Here is a 20,527-nt window from a genome sequence, read left to right as displayed (position 1 = left end):
GTCTCCTTAGGAAAGGGCATCCTCGCCCTGGCCGTCGGTGGAGTAGCGATGCCGCAGCATGCCGCGGCAGATGCCGGTGTTCGCGTCGAGGCTCGTGCGGGTGAGCCGGGCCTTGCGCAGGTGCAGGGGCACCGCGTCGGCGCCGATCGGGGCGCCGGATTTCGGATCGATCAGCAGGTGCGCGTCGTCGCCGGCGGGGAGCCCGAGGTCGCGACGCCGGCGTCGGAGACGATCCAGTGCAGCCGATTCGGACAAATCACCCAGCCGGATGGAGGCAAGCTGTGCGGGTGAAAGATCCAGGGTTCGGCATACTTGGTCGGTGCCGGCCATGACCGCTTTGCGAAGAAAATCGGCCCGGAGGCTGTCCAGCTCGTCGACCGCCTCGCCCTCGAATGACCGGACAAATCCGGCGCGCGCCGCCACGCCGTCGTTGATCGCCTCGGACGCGAAATGATCGTCGAGGATCACCGTGGTGGAACGCACGTCGTCGAGCGCGGAGACCGAGTCATACGCGTCGGCGACCATCAGGTAGGCGAAATTCGGCGCGCAGAAGTAGGTCGGCAGCCGCAGGTGCACCTCGGCCGTGCCGTCCGCCCCCAGGGATGCGGACGCCACGAAGCCGAGCGTGGTGATCGGCTCGTCCAGCTCGGGGTCGCGCACCTGCGCCAGAGCGGCGAGGATGCGCGACCCCACGGTGGCGCTGGTCATGCCGGCGAGGCCGCCGGCGACTCGGAGCTGACGCCGACAGCGTCGTCCCGCGCCGCCGGGGTCCCCTCGCCCGCGCCGAGCTGGAACTCCTCGGGCACCTCAATGCCGTACAGCTTCGCGGCATTGAGCCCGAGGATCTTCTTCTTGGTTGCGGTGTTGACCCGGGGATAGTCGTCGAACTCCGCACCGGGGTAGTCCCAGTCGACGAATCCCTCGATCTGCCACTTCGGCTCCCAGATGCCGTAGTCGCTGCCGAAGGTCATCTTGTCCTCGCCGACCCAGAACAGCAGCTCGCCCATCACCTTGGCGAAGAAGCGCGGACGGGCGTGCATCAGGCCGCCGATGACCACGGAGAGCCCGGCGTACACATTGGGCTCCTGCGTCGCCATGAAGCAGAAGTCCTCGATCCGGGGCAGGCCGACGTGCTCGACGATGAAGTTGAGCGCCGGGAAGTCGGTCGCGGCGTGGTCCACGTCGGCGACGTCGAACGCGTCCTTGTCCAGCGGCCAGATCGTCGGGCCCTTGTGCACATGGATGTTCTTGATCCCGAGCTCCTGGCACTTCTCCAGGTAGCGGTACGCGGCCGGGTCCTTCAGCGTCCAGCCCCGCGAGCCGTTGTTCCACTCGGCGGTGTAGAGCTTCACGCCGATGCTGCCGAACCGGTCGACGTTCTCGGCGAGCTTCTTGAGCCCGTCGTCGCCGTCCCGCGGGTCCCACCGGGTGTTGGCGATGAACTTGCCGGGGTGCTTGGCGCCGAGCGCGGCGTTGCGCTCGGTGGTGTTGAAGCCCTCCTTGTACCACTCGGTCAGGTACGTCGGCTGGAAGATCGCCACGTCCACGTACCCGTCCTGGAAGACGTCCTTCATCAGGTCGTCCTCGGTGTAGGCCATGAACTTCTCGATCGGCCAGTGCGTCTCCTTCGGCGCGAGGCCCTGGTAGGCGTGGAAGCACTCGATCCAGCCCTTGGCGTACTGTTCCGCGCCCGGCACCCAGTTGGACGGCGCCGCGTTCCAGTAGTGCATGTGGCTGTCGACGATGAAGTACTTCTCGCCGTCCTTCTCATACACGGGCGCTACCTCCTGTCCGGCTGCAGGTCGAAGCCGATGAACTCGGCCGCGTCCTCCGGGTTGGCGAACATGATCGTGCGGTCGTCCTCGTGGATCATGCGGCCGTAGTGGGTGGACATGTTCTCCTCGAACTGGGCCGCGTCGAAGTACCCGGGCTCCTCGCCGAGCGCCTCGGCGACCTCGTCGTAGACGACGTCCATCCGGCCGGTCGCGTCCACCCGGATCATCGAGGGCAGGGGAGTGACCCGTACGTTCTCCTTGCCGCCCATCACCTCGGCCACCACCACGCCGACCTGGTTGTTCATCAGCGTGAAGCCGCACATGTTGGACGCGGTGTTGTTGGACTCAAAAGGACTCTCCGCAATTGTGAAAGCGGCCTTGAACTGCGTCATCGGTCCAGCTCCTTGGGGAGTTCCAGGCCCAGGTCCTCGACGATGCCGGCGAACCGGCTCTTGACCCGGTCGAGCGCGTCCTCGAAGCGGATCGGCTTGCTGTCCGGCTGCGACCACAGCGGCTGCAGCGCCCGGGCCGCGGGCATGGTCAGCCCGACCCAACTGGCCAGCCAGCCGTTCAGGATCCGGTTGTTGTGCTCGGCGAACTCGCGGTCGTTGGCCAGCAGGTCGAAGATCGCCATGGTGTAGCGCAGGTCCCGCTCGGAGAAGTCGAACTCCTCGGCACCGACGATCGTCGGGGTGACGAAGTCGCCGTTACGGGGCGCCGCCTGCATCACCAGCTGGCTGCGGAACAGCTCGCCGATCAGCGGCTGGAAGACGACGTTGGCCGCGAAGACGGCCTCGGCCCAGTCGTCGATCCCGGTGAGCCGCTCGGCCACCTCGCGCACGCCCTGCCAGGACGGGTCGGAGTTCCAGTTGTCCAGGTGCGCGGCGCCGAAGAAGCTCTCGATCTCCTCGTCCAGGGTGAGCTGGTAGAGCGCCAGGTCCTGGGCGGCCCGGATCAGGTGCATGCTGTTCACCGCGATCGCGGTGTTGTGCATGTTGGTCGGCCCGCGGCGGTTGGCGTTCGCGAAGAGATACAGGCCCAGGCCGTGGTCGACGTGCATCCACGCGCCGACGTGCTGCTGGACGAACCGGACCCAGTTCGGGTTCCACTGCTCGAACGCCTTGGCCTGCTTCGCCGCGTCGACGTTCGCGTTGACCTGCCGCACCACGTTGGCGTTGTAGCGGTAGAGCGACAGCTCCCACTCCTCGTTCGGGTCGCGGAACTCGTGCCAGCCATGGGCCGGCCACTCGTAGCCCTGGCCGCCCGATCCGGGCCCGCGCTGCGGCTCGGGACGGTCGCTGCCCCACGCCTTCAGGGCGGTCCACTCCAGCGGGTAGCCACCCTTGCCGTCGGCGAACCCGTAGAGCCAGCCCTGGGCGAGGTAGTGCCGCGGGTCCGGCTGGACCTCGACCGTCACGTCCTCGTAGTGGGTCTGCTTGCGCTTCTGCGGGACGTAGTAGTTGAACCGGCGCGCCGACGAGTCCGGGAACTGTTTCGCGCCGGCCTCGGCGTCGGTGAAGACGGGCTTGGGAACGCTGCGTTCCGTCGCGGTCGTCATCAGTCCTCCCCACCTGTGGTCGTGAATTTGTCGTAGTAGATGTGCTTCTCGGGGGCGCCGAGCGAGGCGAGCAGCGGCATGGCCGCCTCGACCATCGGCGGTGGCCCGCAGAGGTACGCGTGCGCGCCACGCAGGTCGGCCTCGTACCGTTTGAGCACGTCGGTGATGAACCCGACCTCGCCGTCCCAGTCCTCGCCGTCGACCGGCTCGGACAGGGCGGGCACGAACCGGAAGCCCGGGATCTTGTCTTTCAGCGCCTCGATCTCGGCGACAAAGCAAAGATCTTTTGCCGTACGGGCGCCGTAATAGAACACGGCTTTGCGCTCGATGCCGCGCTCGGCCATCGACCGCAGCAGCGCGAGGATGGGCGCCAGCCCGGCACCGCCCCCGACGAAGATCAGGTCGGAGTCCGGGGCGTCCCGCAGCGTGAACACTCCGAAGGGCCCGGTGAGGTCGAGACGCTGCCCGACTTTCAGGCTCTTGTCGAGAAATGAGGAGAAAAGGCCGTCCGGATAGACCTTGATGATGAACTCGAGCACTCTTGCGGAGGTGCTCGCCATCGAGAAGGACCGGCTCTCCTCCGTACCCGGGATCTTGATGTCCATGTACTGGCCGGGGAAGAAGGTGATCTCGGCCGGCTCGATCAGCTCCAGCACGAGGTGGCGAAGGTCGTGCGTGACCGTATCGATGGACACGACCTCCGCCACCGCGTTCACGATGGGCAGCCCCGAGCGGATCATCTCCTCGTCGAAGTTGAGCAGCTCGATCGTCACGTCCTCGTACACGTGCGCCCGGCACAGGAGAGTGAAGCCCTCCTCCCGCTCGTAGTCGGGCAGCGCGAACGTGGAGTAGCGGTCGAGCTCGATGTCGTCACCGTCGAGGACGAACGACTTGCAGGCCGCGCACTGACCCTCCTTGCACCCGTGCATGAGCATCAGCCCCTGCTCGGACGCGGAGCGCAGCACGGTCTGCTCCTCGTCGACCTCGATCTCGATGCCGACCGGCTCGAACCTCACCCGGTGCTTGTCGCCCATGTCGTCACTCGGAGCGGGCGAAACGGCCGGCGGGCCCGCCCCGCACGTACGCGGCGTGGAACGCCGCGCGCTCCTCGTCGGTCATCTGGTTGAGCAGCACGTTCGGGCTCTGCAGCGGGCCCATCCGGCGCAGGTGATCGAGCGTCCACATCTTCTTCGGGTCGTCCAGGTGCAGGTGCGGTTGCGCGACCATGGTCTTGCCGTCGTCCCGGACGAAGCCCATGTCGCTGACCACGTCGGCCCAGTTCCAGCCGTGGTAGAGGGTCTCCCACTCGCGGGCACCGATCAGCTGGCCCATGTTCGGGGTCTGCCGGCCCTGGTAGACCGGGCGGAACGCCTCGGCATCGGTCCACCGGCAGGTCTCGTGGCAGTACGTGCGCCACTGGCCGTCCACCTCGGCCATCACCATGTCCTCCCGGACCAGGCACGGGACCATGCAGGTCCAGCAGCGATGCGGGTACTGGTAGTCGACGTCCTCGGCGACGATCGGGTGGTGGCCGTTGGGCGTACTCAACCGGTTGTAGTTCTCCCACCACTTGCCATAGCGGTCGTACCAGCCCGGGTACTTGTACTCGAACCACTCGAAGTCCTTGTCGGTCATCGGGTCGATCCGCCAGTAGTTGGCCAGCCAGCCGGTCGCGAAGAACTGCGCCACCTCGTGCACGTAGCCCTTGTTCCAGATCTGGTTCCACGCCTCCTCGATGAGGTCGTGCGGGATGACCAGGCCGTACTTCTCCAGCGGCACCAGGTAGCTGCGGTAGTAGTCGTCGTAGATCCAGCGGCGCCACATCTCCGCGTACGACTCCCGGTCCTTGCGGCGGTCCTTGGTGCCGTACTCGATGAAGGTGCCGATCGCGGCGTCCACCACGCGGTGGTTGTTCCACCAGGCGTACCGCAGGTCGCGCTCGAGCAGCTGGTGGTTGCCCTCGTCGGCGAGCGCCATCAGCAGCGTCGCGTACCCGTTGCTGATGTGCCGCGACTCGTCCGACTGCACCGAGTGGAACACGGTCGGCAGCAGGTAGTCGCCGTTCGCGGCGGCCTCGGCCGGCATCGCGACGAACAGCGTGTTGGTGAACGCCGTCTCGGCCACGATGGTCAGGTAGATGCTGGCCGCGGTGATCGCGTCGCCGGTGATGAACCCCTCGGCGAACTGCCGGCCGATCGTCCCGCAGTAGTCGTTCTGGAAGTTGCGCAGGCTCGAGTTGAAGCCGGCCGGGTCGATGTAGTTGTTCATGTACAGGCGCTTGAGGTTCTGCTGGATCGTCGAGTGCCGTACCTCGTCGATCATCTGGATCGCCTGGCCGTTGTGCAGCTCCGGGTTCGGTACGTTGCGGAACAGCAGCGGCATCGCCCGGGCCGCCGAGATCTCCGGCAGCGGGATGATCGACAGGAACAGCTTCTGCCACTCCAGCCAGCGCTCCTGCACCTGGCGGAACATGTTGCCGCGGATCGCGCCGTCCGACGCGCCGTACACCCGGTGGTCCTTCTCCTCCTGCATCGGGAAGTACGACCGCAGCACCTGCTTGAGAGGGTCCTTCTTCTGTGCCTTGCGGAACGTGTAGTCCGTTCCGTACTGCGAGACGGGCTGGTGGTACATCGGTTCCCAGGACAGCTCCTGGATCTTCTGATGAGCCCTGGCCACGCTCTGCCGACTCATGAGTCACTCCTCATCTGTGGCTGCGTCCTTCAGCCGGATCACATCTCAGGTTCGGCTCACCTGACGTCTCACCTTGAGTCACCGTCGCCGTCGCTGTTGCCGAAGACCGCGGCGCGGATCTCGGCCAGGTGACGCTGGACGTTCTCGCCGACCTGGCGGTCGCCCTCCGCGGCCGGCTCGATGCCCAGGGCCCGCAGCAGCTCGGCCGCGGGCGCGCCGGGATCCACGCCGCCCAGCGTGGGGTGCAGTCCCTGCGCGGCGAGATGGTGAAAGACGACGTTGACCACGGTCCAGGGATTGAACGTCTCGGATGCCGGCTCCATGGCCGGAGTCCATCGCGGCATCCGTGAAACGGGGGTCTCAACATGAGACGAGAGCGGTCGGATGCTCGCGTAGCGTGTAACCAGCTTGAAACAAGGGGGCGCCGATGCCACCTGCTTCTTTGCCCGAACCCGAGAGCGCACGACTGGCCAAGACCCGCGAACAGTTCCTCACGGCCGAAGAGACGGAACCGCATCAGGTCCGCGACGCGATCCTCGCCTCGTGGTGGCGGTCCCGGCGCTGGAATGTGGCCGCCGACCGGATCGACCTGACCTACCAGCGCGATCCCGACCTGGACACGCCGCTCACCCGCAGCGCCCTGCCCGTGCTGCGCCATCTGCGGGAAGATCTCGACAACCAGCCGATCAGCATCATCCTGACCGACCCGGCCGGCCTCGTGCTGACCCGGCTCGACGCGGGCCGCGACCTCGACGCCCACCTCGACCGGGTCAACCTGGCGCCCGGCTTCAGCTACGCCGAGGAGTACGTCGGGACCAACGGGATCGGCACCGCGCTCGAGGGCGGCCGGCCCATGCACGTCTTCGGCCACGAGCACTACGCCGAGCACCTGGAGGATCTCGCCTGCGCCGGGGTGCCGATCCACCACCCGATCTCCGGCAAGACGGTCGGCGCGGTCGACCTGACCTGCTGGCGCAAGGACGCCGACCCGCTGTTGCTCGCCCTCGCCAAGACCACCGCCGGGCAGATCCAGCAGGCCCTGCTGGCCGACAGCGGCATCCGTGAACTGGAGCTCCTGCAGGAGTATCTGCGCACCTGCCGGCGTACGGCGGGAATTGTCTTCGCCCTGAACAACGACGTCGTGATGATGAACGACAATGCGCGGCACGCGCTCGATCCGGCCGAGCAGGCGGTGCTGCTGGCTCAGGCGGCCGAGACGCTGGCCTCCCGCAACCCGACGGCGTCACCCGAGGTGGAGCTGCCGAGCGGGCTGAAGGCGAGGATGTTCTGCCGCCCGGTCCGGGGCGAGGGCCGGCTCAGCGGCGGCGTCGTGCACGTGAAGCTGGCCGAGCGGCCCGCGGGCGTACGCCTGGACGCGGCACCCTCGCCGCGGATGTTCCTCCCCGGCCTCGTCGGCTCCGGCGGCCTCTGGCTCCGCGGCTGCCACCAGGTGAAATCGGTCTACGCCGCGGGCGACTGGCTGGCCCTGGAGGGCGAGGCCGGCGTCGGGAAGCTCGCCGTGATCCGAGCCATCCACCAGCACGACAAGCCCGGCGTCCACTTCGCCGTGGTCGACGCCGCCGCACCGGGCCGCCGCTGGCTGCGCGAGGTCCGCACCGAGCTCGCCACCGAGGGCGCGCTCGTCATCCAGCACGCCGACCGCCTGACCGGCACCACCCTGCGGTCGCTCGCCCGCCTGCTGGAGAAGGCCCGGGCCGACGGCCCGACCCCCTGGGTGGCGGTGACCCTGAGTCAGCGCCACGACGGCAGCGAGCTGGCGGATCTCCTGCGCTTCTTCCCGAGCACGGTGGAGCTGCCCCCGCTGCGCTACCACCTCGAGGACGTCCAGGCCCTGGTCCCGTTCTTCCTGACCAGGCTCGTCCCGGACGGCCGGCTGACCTGCTCCCGGGAGGCCATGCAGATGCTGAGCCGGTCGAGCTGGCCGGGCAACATCGAACAGCTGTGGCAGGTGCTGCGCAACATCGTCCAGCACCGCCGGAGCGGCGCCATCCAGCCGGGCGATCTGCCACCGGAGTGCCGCACGGTGAGCCGGCGCCTGCTGAGCCCGCTGGAGGCGATGGAGCGCGACGCGATCGTCCGCAGCCTGCTGGACTGGGACGGCAGCAAGGTCAAGGCCGCCGCCGCGCTGGGCATGTCCCGGGCCACCATCTATCGCAAGATCCACGAGTACGGGATCGTCGCGCCCACCAAATAGTCTCAGTCCCGGTGCTGCATCAGGCGTACGCCGGCCGGTGCCCCCGGCGGCCCACCCGGTGTGGCCCGGTAGTCCGGTACCCCCACGCACGTGAGGATCAGTGCGTCCAGCGGTGCCCCGACCAGTGCCGGGATCTCACTGTCGAGGAAGGTCATTCCGGTCGCGCTCGCACCCATCGCGTACGCAAGCAGGTGCAGTCGCCCCTCGACCAGTCCCGCGGCCAGCTGCGCAGCCCGGTACCGGCGGTCGTCCAGGCTCGCCACCTCGGCCGCGGTGATGACCACAAAGGCCGCGTCCCGGCTCAGCCCCTGATCCAGGCACACCCGGTAGAGCTCGGCGCGCCGGCTGCCCGCATGAACGGGGGTACGGAGATCGGGCCACCGGTACACGCCCGGTGCCACGCCGTCGACGTCGTGCACCGCCACGAACTGCGGCAGCTCGATGCCCCGCACGGCCACCCGCATGCCTGTGGTGAGCACGTTTTCCGGCACCCCGCGGGTCGGGTCCATCCGCCGTTGCGAGCCGCGGGTGAGCACCACCGCCTCGACCGGCGCGGCCCCCGCTTCCGGGACGTCGGCCGGGTCGCCCTCCGTCCACGGTGCGCCCAGCACCGTCATGTCACCGGCCCGTTGTGCCGCCGTCGCCAGCGGGAACTCCAGCGGATCCGGGTCGACCTCGCCGGCGACCGCGTGGCCGGTCGGCGTCAGCGCGGGCTGCCGCGAGCCGAGTCCGACCACGGCGACCGGCCATTCGTGTACGCCGTCCGCGCCGACCAACGCGGTGACCGCCCGGTCGGGGAACGTGGTGTAGAGCCGCGCCGGGATCCCCGCGGAGTGCGCCAGGGCCAGGGTCTGGGCCAGCATCGTGCCCGCGTCCCAGTAGACGTGCCGGTAGCCGCGCTCGCGATACCGCCAGCCGGTCCGCCACGGGACGCCGGTGACCACCATCGCCGCGTCGCCGCCGCTCGGCGTCGGCGCCACCCGCACCAGGGCGTGCGCGGCCGGGTCGTACCAGTGCACGCCGCCCGGAAGACCCGGAAGATCCGCCGGGATGAGCACGTAGACCTCGAGCGGGAAACGGCCGCCGGCCGAGCCGGCCGCGCGGAACAGGTGGGTGATCCCGTTGCTCCGCGGGGACGTACGCGTGACGCCGGCCGACAGGTACAGCAGCCGGGCGAGGTGCGGCAGGTTCAGGTCGCCGCCGGCCACCTTCGCGGTGCCGGCCAGCACATCGACGGTCGACGGCTCGGTGGACGGCAGGTCACGCGGCAGCTCGACGCGCGGCAGGTGCCCGGCGTACCGCTTGTGGAACAGCGGGAAGCGGTCGAAGTCGTTGGGTTTCAGATCGAGGACGAGACGCGGGTCGGAGATGACGTCGTCCCACTCCCGTCCGGCCTCGTAGGACGTCAGCCTGTGCAGAAGCTGGCTCGGAGTCTCCACCGAGCCGACTTTAGAGGCCCCAGCCCCAGCGCAGCTGCGCAACCCCCGAGGCGTTGTTCACCGCCAGCCCGGAGCCGCTCTGCCGGGTGATCGAGTAGCTGTCGCCGGAGCGCAGCCCCGGCCAGTAGACGATGCCCATCTGCCGGCTCCGGGTGAGGTCGGTGGTGGCGGCGAAGTACGCGGTGAAGACGTTGCCGTCCTGGTTCTGCGCGCCGGTGTAGGTGAGTCCGGTGGTCATCGGCGCGCCGGCCTCGTCGATGATCGTGCGCGACGAGTACGACCCGAGGCGGTTGGTGAGGTTGGCGGTCCACGCCGACCGGGTCGTGTCCGACGCCCAGAACCCGTAGAAGTGCAGCGACAGCAGGGTGCCGCTGAGCGCGCTCGACGCACCGACGCCGGTCACGTTGTCGTTGTAGCCGGTGCCGCTGATCAGGACCCGGCCGCGCGGCACGGCCGAGTGCCGGGAGAGCCAGCCCGAGCAGAGCGAGACCCACGAGCCGAGGCTGTAGCCGAACGGCTCGTTCATCGGTTCGAAGTACACGCTACCGTTGCCGCCGTAGTCGGACGTGATCCGGTCCCACATGGTGTTCCACGCCGCGGTGTCGTCGACCAGGCCGTCCTTGTGGGTGTCGGCCTCCCAGTAGCTGAGGATCACCTTCATGTTGTGCGCCAGCGCGGAGTCGACGGCGCCCTTGTAGGACGCCCACCAGGTGGAGTTGACGCTCTGCGGGTTGACCGGCAGGCGCAGGGTGTTGGCACCGAGCAGGCTCTGGAAGCCGGCCAGGATGCCGTCGGCCTTGCCACGGACGGTGCTGTAACTGTCGGCGGCGGTGAGGCCGGTCGGGATGACCCAGCCGTCGACGTAGTTGTCCCGGGCGTCGGCCCAGTTGACGCCGCGGAAGCTGGTGGCGGCGGCGGACGCCGCCGGCGCGACCGCGAGCACGGACACCGACACGGCCGCCGCCACGACCGCGCCCAGGATGCGCCGAGATCTCATCAGGGCCTCCCGCGATGTTTACGCAAACATTCGAGTTCTTGAATGATTGACGGCTCATCGCGCGGATGTCAAGGTCAGCCCAGGACGACCGCCTCGAAAGTCTTCTCGAAGGTCTTCTGGTCGTCGACGCTCTCGAAGGTCACGTAGTAGTGCAGCTTCGCGTAGCTCGACGCGGGCGGGAAGACCAGTTTGGAGTTCGCGACGTCGAGCAGCGCCTGCTTGTCGTCGCCGGACTTCTTGGCCGCGTCCTTCCTCATCTGGGCCTGGGCGGCCGGCACCGGGCAGACGTAGTTGATGTACTCGGCGAGCGACGCCGCGATGTCCGTACGGTAGAAGAAGTCGATCAGCTTGATCGCGTCGACCGGCGCCTTCGCGGTGACCGGGATCGTCATGTTGTCGGTCCAGATCGTCCCGCCCTCCTCCGGAATGACGAACTTGAAGTTCGTACCGTCGGAGAGGTTCTTCTGGAAGATGTCGCCGGACCAGGCCTGGGTGAGCCACACCTCGCCGTGGCTGAGCGCGTCGATGTAGTCCTGGTCGTAGTACTTGCGCACCAGCGGCTTCTGCTTCGCCAGCTCGTCGGCGGCCTTGTCCCAGTCGTCCGAGACCGACCCGCCGGGCTTGATGCCAGCCTTGAGCAGTCCGAAGTTGGCGATCTCCTGGGTGTCGGAGAACATCCCGATCTTGCCCTTGAAGGCCGGGTCCCACAGGTCGGCGATCTTGGTGATCGGCCGCTTCGTCTTGGTCTCGTCGTAGGCAATACCGGTCATCCCGGACGCCCACGGCACGCTGTAGGCGTTGCCCGGGTCGAACGCCTCCTTGGCGTAGGCCGGGCCGGCGTTCTTGGCGAAGTTCGGCAGCCGGGCGTGGTCGAGCGGGGCCAGGAAGCCGGAATCGCGGAACTGCGCGAACTGCACGCTGTTGGTGATCACCATGAGGTCGAAGTCGATGGACTCGCCCGCGGAGAGTTCCGGCTGCACTTTGGCGAACCAGGGGCCCATCTCCTGGATGACCTCCTTGTAGCTCACCGTGATACCGGTTTCCTTGGTGAATTTCTTGAGTTCCGGGTGGCTGGGATCCATGTACAGCGGCCAGTTGGCGAAGTCCAGGTGGCCGGTTTTGGCCTTTCCGGACCAGAATTTCTGAACCACGTCGGGGGCCGCACTTGCGCCGGGGGTCGCCCTGCCCTGCACGCCGCAGGCCGCGAGGGCTGCGCCGAGGGCGGAGAGACCGGAGATGCGCAGTGCGTCCCGCCGGCCGAGCCGGCGCTGGGTCAGGCCACGAAGGAGGGCGGCGTCGGGGGCAGACATCGAACTCCGATCGGATGAGGGGGTGGGGTGGCGAAAATGTCGAATTCGCCGGCGGAGTTGCCAAGTGTCGACACCGGCGAAGCCATGAATGCGGGAAGTGACTTGGTCGTCGCGAAACGCTATTTATTCCCGACCGCCGTGTCAACGCCGAGTACCGAATAGCCGCAAATGTTTCTCAGGGGTTACCGGTCGCGGGCGAATAAGAGAGGGGAGAAATGGGAAAGATTGTTGGTGATCGCCGCCGGCGGTCAGGTGACCAGCCGGCAGGTGTCGAAGGACAGGCAGCCGCAGCCTGCACAGGCCGTGAACTGCTCACGGTCGCGTTCCAGGCGGGCGATGCGTTCGTCCACGGCCCTGCCCCAGCACTGCGAAGCGCGTTGCCAGAATGCCCGGGTCGGGGCCGTGCCCTCGGGCAGGAACGCCAGGACCTCGCTGATCTGGGCGAGGGCCATGCCGACACGCTGCGAGGCCCGCACGAACGCCACCCGGCGCTGCGCATTGTCGTCGTAGCGGCGCTGGTTGCCCGCCGTGCGGTGGCTGCTGATCAGGCCTTGCCGCTCGTAGAAGCGCAGCGTCGAGGCGGCGACACCGCTTCGGCGTGACATTTCGCCGATCGTGAGCATCCGCATCGTGTCGGCCGTCACCGGGCCAGCGTAGCGCTTGACTTGAACCTTGGTTCACCACCAAGCATGGCCGTCATGACAGACGTCAAGCAGAGCCTGGTAATTGGGGCGACCGGCAACATCGGTCGGCACGTGGTCCGAATGCTGCGCGACCGGGGCGTGGCGGTGCGCGGGCTGGCCCGCGACGTGAGCGACCTGCCCGCGGGTGTGGACGGCATCGGCGCGGACATCCGGGACCTCGACGCCCTCCGCGCCGCTGTCCGGGACGTCGACGCGGTACTGCTGGTGTGGCCCTTCATGGCGGCCGACGGCATCGACGATGTCGCGGCGGTGATCGGCCGGCCCGGGCGGCGGGTCGTGTACGTCTCGGCGATGAGTGTGCGCGATGACGCCCCGCCCGAGCGCAACGGCGTGTGGGGCCAGGTCGAGGATGCGATCCGGCGCAGCGGCGCCGACTGGACGTTCTTGCGTGCCGGCGGTTTTGCGACCAACACGCTGCAATGGGCACCGGCGATCCGGTCCGGGCGACCGGTCCGGGTCCCGTACCTGCACGCGGCCCGGTCGCTGATCGACGAGCGGGACATCGCCGACGTCGCGGTCCTCGCCATGACATCGGCCGGCCACGCCGGGCGTGCCTACATCCTGACCGGACCGTCGGCGATCACGCAGGCCGAGCAGGTACGGCTCATCGGGGCATCGGCCGGTCTGCCGGTGTCGGCCGAGGAGGCTGGACACGACGAGGCCCGGGCGGAAATGCTGAGCTGGGCGGAGCCCGGCTTTGCCGACGCCGCCCTGGCGTACTGGGCCTCGCTGGTCGCCACGCCGGAGCCGGTGACGGACACGGTACGGCAGTTGACCGGATCGCCGGCCCGTCCCTTCGCGTCGTGGGCCCGCGACCACGCCGCCGACTTCCGGCCGTTGCCGGTCGGAGAGGTCGCCCGGCGCTACGTCGAGGCGTACCGCGCCGGGCGGATGGACCGCGCGCTGACGCTCATCGACCCGGGCCTGGTCCGGGTCGCGCCTGCCGAGACCGGCGGCGAGCGCACGGAGTTGCGCGGCCTGCCCGACATCATGGCCAACGCCGAGCGGTTGACCGCCGACCTGGAAATCCACGCCGTGACCGCCGACGGCCCGTTCGTCGGCGGCGACCGCTTCGCCGTCAGGTTCACCTTCGACCAGACCCACCGCCCGACCGGGCGGCGCACCGAGGCGACGAAACTGTCCCTGTACACCGTTGCCGGCGGCGCGATCGTCCGTGAGGAGGTCAGCTACTTCGATCCTCCGACCCAGCCGCACTGATCGGCCCGGCTCCGGCTCGAGCTTTGTCAGTCAGTCCGGCCGGAGGGCGGTGTCCAGGTCGCCGAGCACCAGGGCGATAGCGCCCACGTTGCTCCAGAACGGATCCCGATCGCGGACCAGCGCCTCCAACTGCCCCACCAGGTACAGAACGCGGTCGTCAACGGTCGGCATCGCGCGCAGCGCCTTGCCGACCGCGCGGCAGCGTTCGAGGTCGGCCGGGTCGGCCCGGATCATGCAGTCGGCACACTGGCCGAACATCTCCGACAGCACCCTGACCGAGGCGCGAACGTCAGCCAGGCCATCATCCACCACGGTTCGAGGCTAGCCAACGGCCGACGGCCGCCCGAGCAACGGTGCTAGGGAAGGTCCGCAATCACTATCATCCGGTTGTGTCGGATGTTCAGTGGCTCGCCGTCTTCGCCGAGCCCTGTCACGGTGGTGAACCCCGCGGCCGTACACCAGTCGCGCAGTTCGGGAAAGCCGAACAATCGCTTGAGGAAGGTCAGTCTGCGGGCTCGACCGTCGCGAACCACCGTGCGTTCGACCTCGAAACGCCCGGTCAGCGGGTCGAAGTGGTGGCGGTCGACAAGCATGTCACCGTTGTCCAGGGTCGCCGTGATCCGGGACGGGGTGTATGACGCCAGGAACCTCGGCAAGTTGTCCAAATCCATGGCCAACCGCCCGCCGGGCCGCAGGACGCGCGCCATCTCGGCCAGGACGGTGCGGTTGGTGGGGTCGTCGAAGTATCCGAAGGCCGTCGTCCAGTTGACCAGACGGTCGAACCGGCCGGTCCAGGCCGGAAGTTGTCGCATGTCGCCCAAGACGTACTCGACGTCAACGGACATCGCCGTGGCGTCGGTGCGGGCCCGGTCGAGGAACACCGCCGACGAGTCGAGGCCGGTAACCTCGCAACCGCGGGCGGCCAGGGCGTTGGCCAGCGTGCCGTGGCCACAGGCCAGATCGAGCACGCTCATCCCGGGTTGCAGATCCAGCAGCCGCCAGACGAGGTCGGTGATGGCCGACGTGGCGGCGTACGCCGTTCCCACCACGGGACCGTGCGTCGGTGCGCTGTCGCCCTCCGAGGAGGCGAAGAAATGCAGGTAGTCATCGTCGTACATCGCTGCCGCGTCGAACAGATCCGCCGTCACGACGCCCACCGTATTGACGGACGGGGGCGCTCAACAACAGCTTTAGCGGAGCCTCACGGCAATTAGCTCGGTAGCATCCCGCGATCGTCCCATCGGGGTACGACGGTTCCGGCGACGCCGGCCTGGCCGCCCGGGCCGCCACCCGGGTGGCCACCGACACGACGGCGCCGTCCGGCCTGTCCGCCGGCCAGTGCCCGCACCTGGTCGGCGACCAGATCGTCTAGGCCGGGAGGGCTGCCTCGATCGCGCTGACCACCGCGGCGTCCTCGGGCTCGGTGCGGGGGCCGAAGCGTACGACCGTGCCGTCCGGGCCGACCAGGAACTTCTCGAAGTTCCAGCGGATGTCGCCGGTGTAGCCCTCGGCGTCGGGCACGGACACCAGCTCGGCGTAGAGCGGGTGCCGGTTGTCGCCGTTGACCTCGATCTTCTCGGTGAGCGGGAAGGTGACGCCGTAGGTGGCCGAGCAGAACTCGGCGATCTCGTCGGCGGTGCCCGGCTCCTGGCCGCCGAACTGGTTGCACGGGACGCCGAGGACGGTGAAGCCGCGGTCGGCGTACCGCTCCTGCAGTCGCTCGAGGCCGTTGTACTGCGGCGTCAGACCGCACTTGGACGCCACGTTCACCACCAGGGTGGCGACGCCGGGACGAGGGCCGAGCTGGATCGAGGGGTCGGTCCCGCCGGGGACCGTCACGTCGAAAATCGTCATGAAGATCAGAATAGTGTTCGTGTCAGGCTGGGTGGATCCAGCGGGCCACCGAAGGAGTCCGGGAAAGTCTTCCCGGATCACCACCGGCGCCGGCCGACGTGTCCGTGACTCGACAGCCGGCGCCGGGTGGCGTCACCCGCGGTGTCGGTAGTAGTCGCGCCAGACGAGGCGGTACACGCCGAGTCGGCGGGGCAGCGCTCGCAGCCCGGGGATGAAGGGCACCAGCACCAGGCCGAGCGACAGCAGCATCATCAGGCCCCAGACCAAGGCGTCCGCGTTGTCGGAGGTGGAGAACGGCTTGATCTGGTACCAGAAGGTGTAGAGCCACAGCCAGGCCTGACCGGGATAACGACCGGTTTCGTTCATCATGCCCCACTGGTCGCCGCCGAGGTGTTCGGCCCGGGCCTGGTCCTCCAGATAGCTGCCGTCGGCGAGGAAGAGCAGCGGTTTGGTGTAATTGGTCTGGTACACCGCCTCCTGGGTGAGCAACTGGCCCTCGAGACCGCCGGAGCGGGCCAGGCCGGAGAGCTCGCCGATCAGCACGGGCACCGGCCCGTAGTCGCCCGCGGCGACCTTGGCGGGGTCGTTGTCGGGGGCCTTGTCCAGCGCGTCGGCGTACGCCTGCGTCCAGGCCTGCTGCTGCTTGACGTCCGCGCTGCGGTACTGCCCGAGCGCGGCGGTCAGCGCCGGGTTGCCGGTGACGGCGGACAGCGGGTTGAGTACGAAGTCGTTCGCGGTGTCCACCGGGTGCCGCACCCCGCCCCAGCGTTGCAGGGGCAGCGGCCCGAGCTTCTGCCCGGCGGTGGGGTCGTCGGTGTACGGGGCGCCGTAGGTCGCGGTGCCGCTGGTGCCGTCCAGTTCCGCGACCGCGGTGACGGCGAAGTCGCCCGGAGCGTTCCGGGCCCATTCGGCCAGCGAGATGCCTTTGCGGTCGGGGGAGCTGAACACCGCGGCGAGGACGATGGTGAGCAGAGCCATCACACCCAGCGCGGCCACGAACTCCTTGACCAGGTCGTACCGGCGGTAGGCGCCGGTCCAGGGCGCCGCATAGCGATCTTCTTCGGCCCGCCTGCTCGCGCGCGTCATGACCGCACCTCCTCCGCCGGGCTCGTCACTGTCGTCGGGGCCGCTGCCTCGCCGTCGGTTGGCGGTGGCGCCGCCTGCGCCTCGGGGAGCGCGCCGATCGGCGGGACCACCCCGCGCCGGCGGACCAGCAGGACGTGCAGCACCACGATCACGCCGACCACCAGCGGCAGCAGGACCACGTGGAACAGCAGCATCTGGCCGAAGTTGAGCACGTTGAACCACGCGCCGACGCCGACCGAGTTGAGGCCGTCCTTGGCCTGAGTCGAGATCCACTGCGCGTCGAAGTTGGACTGCACGAGGTATCCGGTGAACGCGGTCCCGATTGATCCCAGGAAAGCGATGGCGCCGGTGACCCAGGTCAAGGCCCGGTGACCGCGCCAGGCCGCCATGAAGAACTTGCCCCACAGGTGGATCACCATGACGAAGAAGAACAGCTCCACGCTCCACAGATGCAGGCTGTTGACGAAGTGGCCGGCGCTGGACGTGTGATACCACTGCGGTCCGGCGAGCGTCAGGAGCGTGCCGGTGGCCAGCACGATGAGCAGCGCGGCCAGCGTCAGTACGCCGAAGACGTAGATCCACGACGCGACGTAGGCCGGCTGGCGGTCCGGCAGCAGCTTTTCCGGCGGCAGTGCGGCTACTGCCCGGCTCCGGAGCCTGGCCGTCCACATGTCGGCGTCCGGGGCCGCACGGTCGGCGCTCATGACCCTCTCCGCCCGGGGAAGGGCACGAACAACGCCGCGATGAAGACGATGATCATCAGGGCGATCACGATCAGGTTGGCGGCCGAAACCTGGATCACGCCCCAATGGAGGTAGTAGCCAGGATGATTCATGACGAGCCTCCTCATTGACGACGTACCTTGGGGAGACAGTGACCCTCTGCGCACCGACGGTGAAGTGCCGTTGGTCCTGTCCCGATAGGGCGTCGGTCAGCGCCGCGGGGGCGAGTCGGCGGGCGCGTCGTCGGCGGCCGTCATGATCTGCGGAACGTGCAGCCGGACCGTCGTGCCTGGACCGCCGGGAGTGACGATCAGCGTGCCGCCGAGAATCTCGGCGCGCTCGCGCATGCCGGTCAGTCCATGGCCGGGCGTGAACCGGCCGGCCGCGCCGGCCCCTCGTCCTGGATGACGATGTCCAGGTCGGCGCCGTCGACGTGCAGCTCGACCTCGACCTTGTGCGCGCCGGGGTGCCGGGCGGCGTTGGTGAGCGCCTCCGGCACGATCCGGTAGATCATCGCCTCGGCGTCGGCCGGCAGCCGCGGCAGCAGCGGCACCTGTACGCGGATGTCCAACTCGCCCGCGTCGCCGGTGTGCCGGGCCAGGTCCTCCAGCGCGGCGGAGAGCCCCAGGCCGTCCAGGGCGAGCGGGCGCATCTGCGAGATCAGCTCCCAGGTCCGCTCTCGGTGCCGCTGGTGGGCGGCCTCGCGCAGGGTTAGGGCGGCCGTGGTGAACAGCAGGCAGACCGGGATGAGCAGCAGCACCCGCGGCGCGGACCGCTCGGTGACCTGCCACAGCCCGGAGACGGCCAGCAACGCGGACAGGCCGGCGCCGACCAGCACGGCGGGACCGGTCTCGCCTACGGCGCCGGAGCGACCGTCGTGCTGCATCCCACCGGCGTCGCCACCGGGCTCGTCGTGCCGACCTCCGCGCTCACCGCGCGCGGCCGGGGCTACACGGTGCAGGTCGACCGGAACGGGAAGCTGAGCACGGCCGCCGTCACGATCGGCGCCTCCGGCCCGACCTACACGCAGGTCACCGGCGGGCTGACCGTCGTCATCGCCGATCTCGCCGCCCCGCTACCCACCGCCACGGCCGGCGCGGGCGGCGGCGCGGGCGGTGGCAATGGCGGCGCGGGAGGCAGCGGCGGCGCTCGCACCGGCCCCTGACCAGTACAACCAGGGCGCCCGCAGTCGATCACCACCGGGGCCAGGCGGCGCGGGGACGCGCCGCCTGACCCGTTCGTATCACCTCAAGGTCAACGGCCGCCGACCGCCGCGTACGCGTCCACGATGCCGTACCCGTAGAAGCTGTTGAACTGCTTGCTGCCGGTGCAAGTGGCGTCGAACTCGGTGGATCGGCCCTCCTGCGCGTACGACTGCAGGCGCGGTTCGGGGCAGGCGTGCTCGGCCGCGGTGCGGTAGAGCTGGAGCTCGACCAGGGCCGGCAGCATGGTCTTGCCGCCGTTGCGGAAGTCGGGAAGCCCGTAGCGGCTCACGATCAGCGCACCCACGCCCGCCGCGTGCGGCGAGGCCATCGAGGTGCCCTGCAGGTACGTGTAGTAGCCGCAGACGCCCGCCTTGGTGCAGTCCTTGTAGACCGAGCCGGCGCCCTCCGCCGTCACGTTGCCGTCGGCGTCGACCAGGCCCTGCTCCTTGAGGACCTTGACCGGGTACGTGGACAGGATCTCGTTGCCGACGGTCTGGAAGGTCGGGGTGCCGAAGCCGTCGCGGTACCAGCCGCCGGGGGCCGACACCGAGATCTGCTCCGTGCCGTAGTTGGAGAAGTCCGACTTGCGGCCGGACGGGCCGAGCGACGAGACGCCGATCACGTGCGGGCCCTCGACCGGCAGATCCCAGCAGGTGCTGTTGTCGATCGGGCGGCTGTAGGGCGTGCCGCCGTAGTCGGGGCTCGAGGTGTCCGTACGCGGAGCACCAAGGTCTTCATGGTTGTTGCCCAGCGCGGCGAACATCGTCACGCCGCGGCGGTGCGCATACTCGAGGGCCCGGCGCATGGCCGTGATGATCGCTCGCTGGCTCGCCTGGTCGGTGGCGCTGTCCGCCGGGTTGGCGGTGCAGTTGTAGAGCCAGGGGTCCACGTAGAACGACATGTTGACGATGTCGATGCCGTGGTCGCCCGCGTACGTCAGCGCGTTGACCACCGGGTCGAGGAAGAAGTACCCCGAGTCCTGGCCGCCCTTGAGCTCGACGAGCGAGATGTTCGGCGCGATGCCGGACAGGCCGACGCCGTTGGCCGCGGCGCCGATGGTGCCGGCGGTGTGCGTGCCGTGCCCGTCGTCGTCGGTGCCGGTCGGGTCGAGGCAGCCGGTCACCTCGCATGGCCCGTCGATGGCGGGGATGTCCGGCGCGAAGTTGTGCGACAGCCGGGCGTTGTAGTTGGGCGCCAGGTCCGGGTTGGAGGCGTCCAGCCCGGTGTCGAGGATGCCGACCGTGACACCGTGGTCGCCGGCCTCGATCCGGCGGGCCCGATCCGCCTGGATCATCGACAGGCCCCACAGCTTGTCGTCGAGCGGGTCCATCCTGGCCGGCCCGTGCTGGCCCGTTCCGCCGGTCCGCTTGTTCAGGCCGGTCTCGACCCGCTCGACGGAGTTCGGCGCGTAGCCGATGGCCTTGCGCGCGCTCGCCCCGATCAGCTTGCCGGAGGCCGCGGCCCTGCTCTCGAACTTCGTGTCGGCCGAGGTGACCCGGTAGACCCCGACGGCGTCGTTGCGGCTGACGATCGTGCCGCCGGCGGCGGAGATGGCCGCCGCGGCGTCCGCCGCGGAGACCCCGTCGGCCGCGACGACGGTGTAGTCGACCGCGGCCGACGGGGCCGCGGTGGCGGCCGCCGGCACCGTGGTCAGGAAGGCCAGGCCGGTCGCGGTGACGACGGCCCCGGCGGTGAGGCGTCTTCGCATGGAATCGCTCCTCTGGAGGTTGTTTCGAAGGATCCCACCGTAAAA

General features: G+C 69.0%; 23 protein-coding genes and 1 pseudogene. 4 read left to right on the top strand and 20 right to left on the bottom strand.

The window, feature by feature from the left end:
• Window positions 1-6: 6 nt before the first annotated feature.
• The 7 genes from ODJ79_RS11630 to ODJ79_RS11600 form a co-directional block, all read right to left on the bottom strand.
• Complete coding sequence (locus ODJ79_RS11630; RefSeq protein WP_263023391.1) at window positions 7-708, bottom strand: iron-sulfur cluster assembly protein; 702 nt, start codon at window positions 706-708, stop codon at window positions 7-9.
• Window positions 705-1,775, bottom strand: a complete 1,071-nt coding sequence (locus ODJ79_RS11625; protein WP_263023390.1) for an amidohydrolase family protein — start codon at window positions 1,773-1,775, stop codon at window positions 705-707. The genes ODJ79_RS11630 and ODJ79_RS11625 overlap by 4 nt, the downstream gene beginning before the upstream one ends.
• Window positions 1,776-1,780: 5 nt before the next feature.
• The gene (gene mimD, locus ODJ79_RS11620) at window positions 1,781-2,167 is read right to left on the bottom strand and encodes a propane 2-monooxygenase effector subunit MimD (RefSeq protein WP_263023389.1); all 387 of its coding nucleotides are present in this window, start codon (window positions 2,165-2,167) and stop codon (window positions 1,781-1,783) included.
• On the bottom strand, window positions 2,164-3,333 hold the full coding sequence (locus tag ODJ79_RS11615; RefSeq protein ID WP_263023388.1) for a toluene hydroxylase: 1,170 nt from the start codon (window positions 3,331-3,333) through the stop codon (window positions 2,164-2,166). Before ODJ79_RS11615 ends, mimD begins: the two co-directional genes overlap by 4 nt.
• Complete coding sequence (locus ODJ79_RS11610) at window positions 3,333-4,367, bottom strand: 2Fe-2S iron-sulfur cluster binding domain-containing protein (RefSeq protein ID WP_263023387.1); 1,035 nt, start codon at window positions 4,365-4,367, stop codon at window positions 3,333-3,335. Before ODJ79_RS11610 ends, ODJ79_RS11615 begins: the two co-directional genes overlap by 1 nt.
• Window positions 4,368-4,371: 4 nt before the next feature.
• On the bottom strand, window positions 4,372-6,024 hold the full coding sequence (locus ODJ79_RS11605; protein WP_263023386.1) for a methane monooxygenase: 1,653 nt from the start codon (window positions 6,022-6,024) through the stop codon (window positions 4,372-4,374).
• 68 nt (window positions 6,025-6,092) lie between these two features.
• The gene (locus ODJ79_RS11600; protein ID WP_263023385.1) at window positions 6,093-6,347 is read right to left on the bottom strand and encodes a hypothetical protein; all 255 of its coding nucleotides are present in this window, start codon (window positions 6,345-6,347) and stop codon (window positions 6,093-6,095) included.
• 104 nt (window positions 6,348-6,451) lie between these two features.
• Between ODJ79_RS11600 and ODJ79_RS11595 the strand changes: the two genes are divergently transcribed.
• Window positions 6,452-8,239 (top strand): sigma-54-dependent Fis family transcriptional regulator, encoded by a 1,788-nt coding sequence (locus ODJ79_RS11595; protein WP_263023384.1) that lies wholly within the window; start codon window positions 6,452-6,454, stop codon window positions 8,237-8,239.
• Window positions 8,240-8,241: 2 nt separating this feature from the next.
• On the opposite strand, the gene ODJ79_RS11590 is transcribed toward ODJ79_RS11595, so the two are convergent.
• From ODJ79_RS11590 to soxR, 4 genes are all read right to left on the bottom strand, one after another.
• Window positions 8,242-9,678 (bottom strand): hypothetical protein, encoded by a 1,437-nt coding sequence (locus tag ODJ79_RS11590; protein WP_263023383.1) that lies wholly within the window; start codon window positions 9,676-9,678, stop codon window positions 8,242-8,244.
• A gap of 10 nt (window positions 9,679-9,688) precedes the next feature.
• A complete protein-coding gene (locus ODJ79_RS11585; protein ID WP_263023382.1) occupies window positions 9,689-10,675 on the bottom strand; it encodes a glycoside hydrolase family 5 protein in 987 nt (328 codons plus the stop codon).
• 74 nt (window positions 10,676-10,749) lie between these two features.
• Window positions 10,750-11,985, bottom strand: coding sequence for a spermidine/putrescine ABC transporter substrate-binding protein (locus ODJ79_RS11580; RefSeq protein WP_263023381.1), 1,236 nt, complete (start codon window positions 11,983-11,985; stop codon window positions 10,750-10,752).
• Between the two features lie 248 nt (window positions 11,986-12,233).
• Window positions 12,234-12,629, bottom strand: coding sequence for a redox-sensitive transcriptional activator SoxR (gene soxR / locus ODJ79_RS11575; RefSeq protein WP_263023380.1), 396 nt, complete (start codon window positions 12,627-12,629; stop codon window positions 12,234-12,236).
• Between the two features lie 54 nt (window positions 12,630-12,683).
• On the opposite strand from soxR, the pseudogene ODJ79_RS11570 reads away from it, so the two are divergent.
• Together ODJ79_RS11570 and ODJ79_RS46995 are read left to right on the top strand one after the other, a co-directional pair.
• Window positions 12,684-13,520, top strand: a pseudogene (locus tag ODJ79_RS11570) (SDR family oxidoreductase); the annotation flags it as partial.
• 6 nt (window positions 13,521-13,526) lie between these two features.
• The gene (locus tag ODJ79_RS46995) at window positions 13,527-13,907 is read left to right on the top strand and encodes a nuclear transport factor 2 family protein (RefSeq protein WP_317620658.1); all 381 of its coding nucleotides are present in this window, start codon (window positions 13,527-13,529) and stop codon (window positions 13,905-13,907) included.
• Between the two features lie 30 nt (window positions 13,908-13,937).
• Here ODJ79_RS46995 and ODJ79_RS11565 read toward each other — a convergent pair whose 3' ends face one another.
• The 8 genes from ODJ79_RS11565 to ODJ79_RS11530 form a co-directional block, all read right to left on the bottom strand.
• Window positions 13,938-14,219 carry a hypothetical protein gene (locus ODJ79_RS11565; protein WP_263023378.1) on the bottom strand — a complete coding sequence of 94 codons (282 nt, stop codon included), beginning with the start codon at window positions 14,217-14,219 and terminating at the stop codon, window positions 13,938-13,940.
• Window positions 14,220-14,263: 44 nt separating this feature from the next.
• A complete protein-coding gene (locus tag ODJ79_RS11560; protein ID WP_263023377.1) occupies window positions 14,264-15,055 on the bottom strand; it encodes a class I SAM-dependent methyltransferase in 792 nt (263 codons plus the stop codon).
• Between the two features lie 220 nt (window positions 15,056-15,275).
• Window positions 15,276-15,761: a glutathione peroxidase gene (locus tag ODJ79_RS11555; protein ID WP_263023376.1), complete on the bottom strand. Its 486-nt coding sequence runs from the start codon at window positions 15,759-15,761 to the stop codon at window positions 15,276-15,278.
• Between the two features lie 132 nt (window positions 15,762-15,893).
• Entirely contained in the window at window positions 15,894-16,847 is a 954-nt protein-coding gene (locus tag ODJ79_RS11550) for a hypothetical protein (protein WP_263023375.1), read from the bottom strand.
• Complete coding sequence (locus ODJ79_RS11545; RefSeq protein ID WP_263023374.1) at window positions 16,844-17,551, bottom strand: cytochrome b N-terminal domain-containing protein; 708 nt, start codon at window positions 17,549-17,551, stop codon at window positions 16,844-16,846. The genes ODJ79_RS11550 and ODJ79_RS11545 overlap by 4 nt, the downstream gene beginning before the upstream one ends.
• Complete coding sequence (locus ODJ79_RS11540) at window positions 17,548-17,682, bottom strand: hypothetical protein (protein ID WP_263023373.1); 135 nt, start codon at window positions 17,680-17,682, stop codon at window positions 17,548-17,550. Before ODJ79_RS11540 ends, ODJ79_RS11545 begins: the two co-directional genes overlap by 4 nt.
• 96 nt (window positions 17,683-17,778) lie before the next feature.
• A complete protein-coding gene (locus ODJ79_RS11535; protein WP_263023372.1) occupies window positions 17,779-17,916 on the bottom strand; it encodes a hypothetical protein in 138 nt (45 codons plus the stop codon).
• A gap of 5 nt (window positions 17,917-17,921) precedes the next feature.
• The gene (locus tag ODJ79_RS11530) at window positions 17,922-18,455 is read right to left on the bottom strand and encodes a sensor histidine kinase (protein WP_263023371.1); all 534 of its coding nucleotides are present in this window, start codon (window positions 18,453-18,455) and stop codon (window positions 17,922-17,924) included.
• On the opposite strand from ODJ79_RS11530, the gene ODJ79_RS11525 reads away from it, so the two are divergent.
• Entirely contained in the window at window positions 18,447-18,734 is a 288-nt protein-coding gene (locus ODJ79_RS11525; RefSeq protein WP_263023370.1) for a hypothetical protein, read from the top strand. The genes ODJ79_RS11530 and ODJ79_RS11525 overlap by 9 nt on opposite strands.
• A gap of 89 nt (window positions 18,735-18,823) precedes the next feature.
• Here the strand turns inward: ODJ79_RS11525 and ODJ79_RS11520 are convergent, their stop codons facing one another.
• Window positions 18,824-20,482 (bottom strand): S8 family serine peptidase, encoded by a 1,659-nt coding sequence (locus ODJ79_RS11520; protein ID WP_263023369.1) that lies wholly within the window; start codon window positions 20,480-20,482, stop codon window positions 18,824-18,826.
• Window positions 20,483-20,527 lie beyond the last annotated feature (45 nt).

Origin of the sequence: Actinoplanes sp. KI2 (assembly GCF_025630775.1) — a bacterium.
GTDB lineage: Bacteria > Actinomycetota > Actinomycetes > Mycobacteriales > Micromonosporaceae > Actinoplanes.
This window is presented reverse-complemented; position numbering and strand designations above follow the sequence as displayed.

Coding starts and splice junctions, on each gene's coding strand:
- ODJ79_RS11555 (WP_263023376.1), bottom strand. CDS start 15,761: ATGACGATTTTCGACGTGACGGTCCCCGGCGGGACCGACCCCTCGATC.
- ODJ79_RS11630 (WP_263023391.1), bottom strand. CDS start 708: ATGACCAGCGCCACCGTGGGGTCGCGCATCCTCGCCGCTCTGGCGCAG.
- mimD (WP_263023389.1), bottom strand. CDS start 2,167: ATGACGCAGTTCAAGGCCGCTTTCACAATTGCGGAGAGTCCTTTTGAG.
- ODJ79_RS11585 (WP_263023382.1), bottom strand. CDS start 10,675: ATGAGATCTCGGCGCATCCTGGGCGCGGTCGTGGCGGCGGCCGTGTCG.
- ODJ79_RS11605 (WP_263023386.1), bottom strand. CDS start 6,024: ATGAGTCGGCAGAGCGTGGCCAGGGCTCATCAGAAGATCCAGGAGCTG.
- ODJ79_RS11520 (WP_263023369.1), bottom strand. CDS start 20,482: ATGCGAAGACGCCTCACCGCCGGGGCCGTCGTCACCGCGACCGGCCTG.
- ODJ79_RS11545 (WP_263023374.1), bottom strand. CDS start 17,551: ATGAGCGCCGACCGTGCGGCCCCGGACGCCGACATGTGGACGGCCAGG.
- ODJ79_RS11550 (WP_263023375.1), bottom strand. CDS start 16,847: ATGACGCGCGCGAGCAGGCGGGCCGAAGAAGATCGCTATGCGGCGCCC.
- ODJ79_RS11600 (WP_263023385.1), bottom strand. CDS start 6,347: ATGGAGCCGGCATCCGAGACGTTCAATCCCTGGACCGTGGTCAACGTC.
- ODJ79_RS11535 (WP_263023372.1), bottom strand. CDS start 17,916: ATGCGCGAGCGCGCCGAGATTCTCGGCGGCACGCTGATCGTCACTCCC.
- ODJ79_RS11595 (WP_263023384.1), top strand. CDS start 6,452: ATGCCACCTGCTTCTTTGCCCGAACCCGAGAGCGCACGACTGGCCAAG.
- ODJ79_RS11615 (WP_263023388.1), bottom strand. CDS start 3,333: ATGACGACCGCGACGGAACGCAGCGTTCCCAAGCCCGTCTTCACCGAC.
- ODJ79_RS11530 (WP_263023371.1), bottom strand. CDS start 18,455: ATGCAGCACGACGGTCGCTCCGGCGCCGTAGGCGAGACCGGTCCCGCC.
- ODJ79_RS11540 (WP_263023373.1), bottom strand. CDS start 17,682: ATGAATCATCCTGGCTACTACCTCCATTGGGGCGTGATCCAGGTTTCG.
- ODJ79_RS11580 (WP_263023381.1), bottom strand. CDS start 11,985: ATGTCTGCCCCCGACGCCGCCCTCCTTCGTGGCCTGACCCAGCGCCGG.
- ODJ79_RS11610 (WP_263023387.1), bottom strand. CDS start 4,367: ATGGGCGACAAGCACCGGGTGAGGTTCGAGCCGGTCGGCATCGAGATC.